Here is a 6,918-nt window from a genome sequence, read left to right on the forward strand (position 1 = left end):
CTCATGGGCTTATTGTAGTTTATCCAGACTTTTGACCAGCAAACCTATATGGAGGAGGGCTTTCCTCCCGACACCAAGCCTGCGGCTATGGTGCGCGCCTCCAGCCCGAAAATTTGGTGAACCATTGGATTGCCCTGTTTGTTTTCATCCCTCTTCCCCATGAGGTGAGGGGATCCTGCCTATCGCAGATCGGTTTGCCCTCCCTCGCTGGGATGGCTTTCTTGGATGATCAGAGCAGGATTTTGTGAATTCAAATCCCAAGTGCAGGCCAAGCCTTCTTTGCCGAGATCTCTTCGCTTCCCTCAACTCCATTGATGACTTAGCCTATTTACCCTAGGAGACACTATGGCAACTCTTTACTTCAGCCCGCTTTTCGAGGTACAAGCTCTGCAAGCGGAGCCCAACCGGGGACGCTCTCGCTCCTTCCTGCCCACTCCTCTGCAGGTTTGGGAGAGCGACGAAGCCTACACCGTCCAGTTGTGGGTGCCCGGTGCCAATCGGGAACGCTTCCACATCGAGGCCACGGCTCAACAGCTCTCCATCAGCGGCGAGATCCAGGTTCACGGCCCTGAAGGTGCTGAATTGCGCTACCAAGAAGTGGAGCCCCAACCTTTTCAACGCATCCTCAAGCTGGCCCGCCGCATCCAGCCGGAGAAAGTCTCGGCCACCTATCGCGACGGCATCCTCACCCTCACTCTGCCCAAAGCCGACGCAGCGCGGGTGATCAAAGTCCAAGTGGGCGCCTCAAACCCCACTACTCCGACGGAAGCCGTGACGGTGGAAAGCCAACCTGCCTAGGATCCCCCTCTTTTCGGGAGAGGGGCTGGGGGTGAGGATCCACTGCACGCGCACCTCATCTCCCACCTTAAAATCCAGCGCCCGGCTGGCATTGCCTCGGTTTTGCACGATCTCCACCCAGCCGGAGCTGCCCACCAGGGCCAGCACTTCCCCAACTTCTCCCTCAGCAAAGGTGGCCACGGAGCGGACGGGGATCCCTTTGACCGAGGCGCTCCAGCTTCGACCTTCCACCCACTGTCCGGGCAGGTTGGTGATGCCGTTGCCGAAGTGGTCGATGGCCTGGACCAGGCCGCGACAGCCGTTGGTCTCCATCTGGGGTGGCGGCCACTCCCAGCGGGTTAGTTCTGCTACGTCTAGGGGATCCCCCAGCTCCGCCAAAGGGATCCCGTTGGCCAGATGAGCGGCAACCGGGGCAAAAATATCCCGCCCATGAAAGGTGCGGCTGGGAGAGGGGGTGCGCCAATAGCGGGGCCGGTTGAGTTCCACAGCAGCCAGCGCCGGAGTTTGGGCCAAAACGCCGCTGAACAGGCCATTGTCAGGGCCAACCAAAAAGCCCGTCTCGGTTTGGATGGCTACCGCCCGGCGGCTACTCCCCACCCCTGGATCCACAACGGCCAGGTGAATGGTGCCCGACGGCAGATAGGGGTAGGCCGTCATCAGGGCAAAGCGAGCCGCCGCCACATCCTGAGGCGGGATCTCGTGGCTGAGGTCGATGAGTTGAGCCTGTGGGGAAAGGGTATGAATCACCCCTTTCATAATGCCCACATAGGGATCCTGCAGGCCAAAATCCGTCAACAGGCTAATAAAAGGCATACCCTTTTGAGGCTTGAGGATCCCAGTTTAAGGATCCCAAAAGATAACAGCGCTTATGGATGGGGTGGCTAGCGGGCGGCAAGAGCGGGTTCTGGGCGTTTGTACACCTGTCCCAAACGCGCCAACTGCTGCACCAACAAACTCAAGAACAGGCCCACATCGGTCACAATCCCCACCGACTCCAGGGATCCCCGATCGGCCAGCTTGGTCACCACTGCCGGGTTAATGTCCACGCAGATCAGCTTGACCCCGGCAGGCGTCATGTTCCCGGCACCAATGGAGTGCAACATGCTGGAGAGCATCAGCACCATGTCGGCCCCCTGTAGCAGCCGTGCGTAATCCTGCTGGGCCTTGATCAAATCCATCTCCGTATCTGGCAGCGGCCCATCGTCGCGGATGGATCCCGCCAGGGAGAAGGGCACCTGAGCGCGAATGCACTCGTAGAACACCCCACCGGTAATCACGCCCGCTTCCACCGCAGCCCGGATGCTGCCATACTTGCGGATGAGGTTGATGGTTTTGAGGTGATGCTTGTGGCCGCCCTTGACCGGCGTGCCCCGCGACAGATCCACCCCCAGCGAGGTGCCGTAGAGATTCTGCTCCAAATCGTGAACGGCAATGGCATTGCCCCCCAGCAGTGCCTGCACATAGCCTTCGCGGATGAGGGTGGCCAAGTGGGATCCGCCGCCTGTGTGGATGACCACCGGCCCTGCCACCACCACCGTTTTGCCGCCCCGCTCCTTGATTTGCCGCAGCTCCCAGGCAATCTGCTCCACCAGGATCTCCACCCGCCGCTCGCTGGAGACCCCCGATCCCATAAAGGTGAACTCCTGGGAAGAGCGCTCTTTGCTGGCCTGGCGCACGGTGCGGATCCCTTCCACCCCACACACCACGGCATCCCCCACCTGCAAATCTCGAATCAGGGTGCAATAGGCTGAAAACTCCGTCTTGCCATTGCAATCGGATCCCTTGACCACGATCACCCCATCCATGCGCTGCCGCTGCACCGGGATCCACTGGCCGGCCACCCGCACCTGCGTGGGATAGATGGTGGTGACATAAAAATCGTCGGGCGCTACCCCTGCTTTCTCTACCCGCTCCAGACGGGCATCTTGCTGGGTTTCCTCCGAGAGACGGGCCCCCTGCTCGATCAAGGCGCTGAGAATGGTGTCCAGGGTCTCTTCGGTGGGAGCGGAAACGGCCAGTTCCACCGTGGAAGTGCTCTGCCGTTTTTCCCCAAGTTGAAACTTGAGGATCTGGAAGCTGCCGCCATTGTCGACAATGCAATCGACGGCTCTGGTGAGCAGGTCGCTGTCCACCAAGTGTCCCTGGAGGGTCACCGTCCGGCTGAGCACCGTGGCCACCGGATCGGTTTGGGGAGCCACCGTCTCGTCGAGGCGCAGCGTCAGGCACTTGGCCGCCCCACCAGCTTTCAGGAACTCCGTCAGCTCCGTCTGCACCACCGCAAATCCCCGCTCCTGTAGGGCGGCTTCCAGCTCTGGGCTGACCCGATTCACCAAGATCGTGCCGTTCACATCCACGGCATTGCAGGCAAAGTGAATGGCATCCGCCTCCTGAACCGGGATCCGCTTTTCGGGGGGCACCCGCATCTCGATCAGGCGGTTGGAATAAGCATCAAAAGCCGGCGGGTAATAGAGCAAATAGCCTTCGGAGAGGGGGCAGAAGCAGGTGTCCAGGTGGTAGAACCGCTCGTCCACCAGCCGCAAAGACAACACCTCGATCCCCAGCCACTTGGCCAAGTAGGGGTGAGACTCCAACATGGAGCGAAAGCCGTAGCCCGCCCACAGCCAGCGCCCTGCCCGATCCAACAGAGCATCTCCCGCCCCCTCAAAAGCCAGGGCTGGCGGCAGCTCATAGACGGTGTAGCCCTGTTCCTCAAACCAAGCCTTGAAATGGGGCTGTTCCCCCTGCCGCTCTGGGTGATAAAAACGGCTCAGCACCACCTTGGATCCCAGAATGAGCCCGGCATTCGCCGTAAACACCATATCCGGCCATCCCGGCACCGGCTGGATCAGCTTCACCTCCGCCCGTTGCGAGAGATGCGAATAGAGAGCCTGCCACTGCTGCAGCGCCCGTTCTCGCGAAGAGCGGTGAACATTCCCCACCATCCAGGGGTTGATCACATAGTCCACCTCGTAGTGATCGGGTGGGCACATCAAATACCGAATGGCACCAGGCATAGATCTCAGAGCGCAATCTGCAGCAGGGCATCCCCTAGATTAGCAGTTGCGTGAGCAGCATCCTCAAGAATCATGAAAGAATCATTATTTGTGGGAATCTTTCGCCAGCTCCGGCTGCAGTGGGCTGGGATCGGCAATGTTGGGCAACTCCAGACAGTAGCCCGCCCCATAGACGGTTTTGATGTACTGGGGGTGGCGGGGATCCGGCTCCAGCTTGGTGCGCAGGTGGCGGATGTGAACACGGATGGTCTCGATGTCGTCGTCGGGCTCGTAGCCCCACACCTCCTGCAGGATTTCGCTGGGGGAAACGGTCTGCCCATGTCGCTGCATCAGACAGTGGAGCAGGTCAAACTCCAGGTGGGTGAGCTTGATCGTTTTGCCGAACCACAACGCCTCAAAGCGCTCCGGCACCAGCGTGAGAGGGCCATAGGTGAGGATCTCCCCATGCTTGGCCGCCTGTGGGATCCGGTCTGAGCGACGCAGCAGGGCCCGCACCCGCACCAGCAGCTCCTGCACCTCAAAAGGCTTGGTCAGGTAGTCGTCGGCACCGGCATTAAAGCCCTCGATCTTGTCCTGGGTTTGGCCGAGGGCGGTGAGCATCAAAATCGGGATCTCGCTGGTGCGCTCCTCCCGCCGCAAGCGCTGACAAACGGTCAGGCCATCTACCTGGGGCAGCATCAGGTCGAGGATGATCAGATCGGGGAGAACTTGCAGAGCCAGTGCTTGTCCGCGCACCCCATCGGTGGCCTTCACAACCTCGTAGCCCGCCAACTCCAGATTGATGCGCAGGATATCCAGAATCGAAGGGTCGTCCTCAATAATGAGTATGCGAGCCATAGCCGGTTGCAGCCCAAACTGCGGATAAAACGTTTTGTTAAATGTGCTAACAAAGAGCCGAAGCTTTACGACTGGAAGTTTACTTAATTTTAGCCTCATTGCAAATCTTACTGCGAAGTTAACCCGCAGGGTTGCCCAGCCCGGAGCCGGATGCAGGGGAAACTTTTCAACCCGTTTGGGGCAAATGGGTGCGTTTTTAAGGCCTACGGCCCGCTATCGCGAACGGATCTCCCTTTGGGGGAAGTGCTCCGCACCGCTGGCGCGAACGCGGCGATGAGGCGGCGGGTGTAGTCTTGCTGCGGCTGCTGGTAGATCTGGGAAGCGGGGCCAAGCTCTTCGATGCGGCCCCGGTTCATGACCATGATGCGGTCGCTCATGAACTTGACCACGCTCAGGTCGTGGGAGATGAACAGGTAGGCCAACCCCAGTTCCTCCTGCAGATCCTTGAGCAAGTTCAGCACCTGGGCCTGCACGGAGACATCCAGGGAAGACACTGCCTCATCGCAGACGATCAGGCGGGGCTCCGAGGCCAGGGCGCGGGCAATACAGATCCGCTGCCGCTGTCCTCCGGAAAACTGGTGGGGCAGGCGATCTAGCGCTTCCGGATCCAACCCTACCCGTTCAAACAGGCGTTGGGCCCGTGCTCGTCGCTCAGCAGCATTTCTCCCAATCCCGTGCAGGGCCATCGGCTCTATGACGCTGGCTCCCACACTCATGCGCGGATCCAGTGAGGCTGCCGGATCCTGAAAGATCAGCTGAATCTCGCGGCGGAGACGACGTAAGCGTTGGGGCGGCAAGCGGAGCAGCTCCTCGCCGTCGTAGATCACCTGGCCAGAGCTGGCACGGACCAGGCGCAACAGGGTTCGCCCCAGGGTGGTTTTGCCGCAGCCGGATTCTCCCACCAGCCCCAAGGTCTCTCCGGGGTAGAGGTCAAAGGTGATCCCATCCACGGCCCGGATCTCGCCCACCTGGCGGCCAAATGGCCCTCGACGGACGGCGTAGTGGGTTCGCAGATCCTGCACCTGCAACAGGGGGGGCTGACTGTACAGCCGGCGCAGCCGTTCTTCCTCTAAGGACTCCGTCCCGCTTACGCGAACGGCAGCCGGGATCTCCACCTGCTGCCACTGCTCCTCTGGGGATCCCCCTTTTTCCAGAAAATCCTGGACGGTGGGCAACCGCCGCAACCGCCGCTCCAACACCGGGCGACAGGCCAACAGGCCGCGGGTGTAGGGATGCTGGGGATCCCGAAAGATCTGCTCCACCGATCCCTGTTCCACAGCTTGGCCCCGGCGCATCACCACCACCTGATCTGCCAGTTCGGCCACCAAATTGAGATCGTGGGTGATGAAGAGGATGGCCATCTGCCGGTGCTGCTGCAGCTCCCAGAGCAGGCGCAGGATTTCCGCTTGCACCGTAACATCTAGAGCGGTGGTCGGCTCATCGGCAATCAACAGTTGGGGATTGGAGGCGATGGCACAGGCGATGGCCGCCCGTTGGATTTGGCCGCCGGAGAGCTGATGAGGGTAGCGCTCCAGCATCTGGGGAGAAAGCTGCACCTCCTCAAACAGGCGAATGGCTTGGGCGCGGATCTCCGCCGGGCTCAGGGAGGTGTTGGCCCTCAAGGTTTCCTGTAACTGCTGGCCACAGGTGTAGAGGGGGTTGAGGGCGGTGCTCGGCTCCTGGAAAATCATGGCGATCTGGGATCCGCGATAGCGCCGCCGTTGCCGGGGATCCAACTGCAGCCAGTCCACCGTTCCGTTGGGGCCCTTGAAGAGGATTTTGCCCTCCACCCGGGCCGAGCTGGGCAGCAGATCAATCAGCGTCAGGGCGGTCATGGTTTTGCCGGATCCCGACTCCCCCACCAGGCCTAAGGTCTGGCCGATCCCGATCTGGAAAGACAGCCCGTCCACCACCGGGGATCCCGAGGGCTCGCCAGCTGCACGGCTGGGCAAGAAAACCCGCAGCCCTTGTACGGTCAGCAAGGCAGAATCGGCAGCAGGAACAGCCTCGATCATGGCGACGAAAGCGCTCCGCACCGCTGGCGCGAACGCATTAGGGGAATTGGCAGGATTATAGACTACCGCCCCCGCCTTGGCCTCCAAAGTGCTCCGCACCGCTGACCAAAAGGCGCGGCAAGCCCCGTCCTTCAGGGCAGGGAAGGATAGCGCCGACCATAGCCGACGCCCTTTAAAAACGCAGTGTCGGCCATGTGAATATCGTTGTCATCACGCATAGGCCAAGAATACGATTGAGCGGTGCAACGACTTCA

5 protein-coding genes are annotated in these 6,918 nt (G+C 60.7%); 1 reads left to right on the top strand and 4 read right to left on the bottom strand.

The window, feature by feature from the left end:
- The first annotated feature begins 345 nt into the window (after positions 1-345).
- Entirely contained in the window at positions 346-798 is a 453-nt protein-coding gene (locus tag ACVWYY_RS14335) for an Hsp20/alpha crystallin family protein (RefSeq protein WP_457404345.1), read from the top strand.
- On the opposite strand, the gene ACVWYY_RS14340 is transcribed toward ACVWYY_RS14335, so the two are convergent.
- The 4 genes from ACVWYY_RS14340 to ACVWYY_RS14355 form a co-directional block, all read right to left on the bottom strand.
- Entirely contained in the window at positions 745-1,611 is an 867-nt protein-coding gene (locus ACVWYY_RS14340; RefSeq protein ID WP_457404346.1) for an SAM hydrolase/SAM-dependent halogenase family protein, read from the bottom strand. The two genes, ACVWYY_RS14335 and ACVWYY_RS14340, sit on opposite strands and share 54 nt — an antisense overlap.
- Before the next feature lie 68 nt (positions 1,612-1,679).
- Positions 1,680-3,812 (bottom strand): bifunctional arginine dihydrolase/ornithine cyclodeaminase, encoded by a 2,133-nt coding sequence (gene argZ, locus ACVWYY_RS14345; RefSeq protein WP_457404348.1) that lies wholly within the window; start codon positions 3,810-3,812, stop codon positions 1,680-1,682.
- 84 nt (positions 3,813-3,896) lie between these two features.
- On the bottom strand, positions 3,897-4,649 hold the full coding sequence (locus ACVWYY_RS14350; RefSeq protein ID WP_414342492.1) for a response regulator transcription factor: 753 nt from the start codon (positions 4,647-4,649) through the stop codon (positions 3,897-3,899).
- Positions 4,650-4,852: 203 nt separating this feature from the next.
- Positions 4,853-6,664, bottom strand: coding sequence for an ABC transporter ATP-binding protein (locus ACVWYY_RS14355; RefSeq protein WP_457404349.1), 1,812 nt, complete (start codon positions 6,662-6,664; stop codon positions 4,853-4,855).
- Positions 6,665-6,918 lie beyond the last annotated feature (254 nt).

It is taken from the genome of Thermostichus sp. MS-CIW-34, from assembly GCF_054060435.1.

Coding starts and splice junctions, on each gene's coding strand:
- ACVWYY_RS14350 (WP_414342492.1), bottom strand. CDS start 4,649: ATGGCTCGCATACTCATTATTGAGGACGACCCTTCGATTCTGGATATC.
- argZ (WP_457404348.1), bottom strand. CDS start 3,812: ATGCCTGGTGCCATTCGGTATTTGATGTGCCCACCCGATCACTACGAG.
- ACVWYY_RS14340 (WP_457404346.1), bottom strand. CDS start 1,611: ATGCCTTTTATTAGCCTGTTGACGGATTTTGGCCTGCAGGATCCCTAT.
- ACVWYY_RS14355 (WP_457404349.1), bottom strand. CDS start 6,664: ATGATCGAGGCTGTTCCTGCTGCCGATTCTGCCTTGCTGACCGTACAA.
- ACVWYY_RS14335 (WP_457404345.1), top strand. CDS start 346: ATGGCAACTCTTTACTTCAGCCCGCTTTTCGAGGTACAAGCTCTGCAA.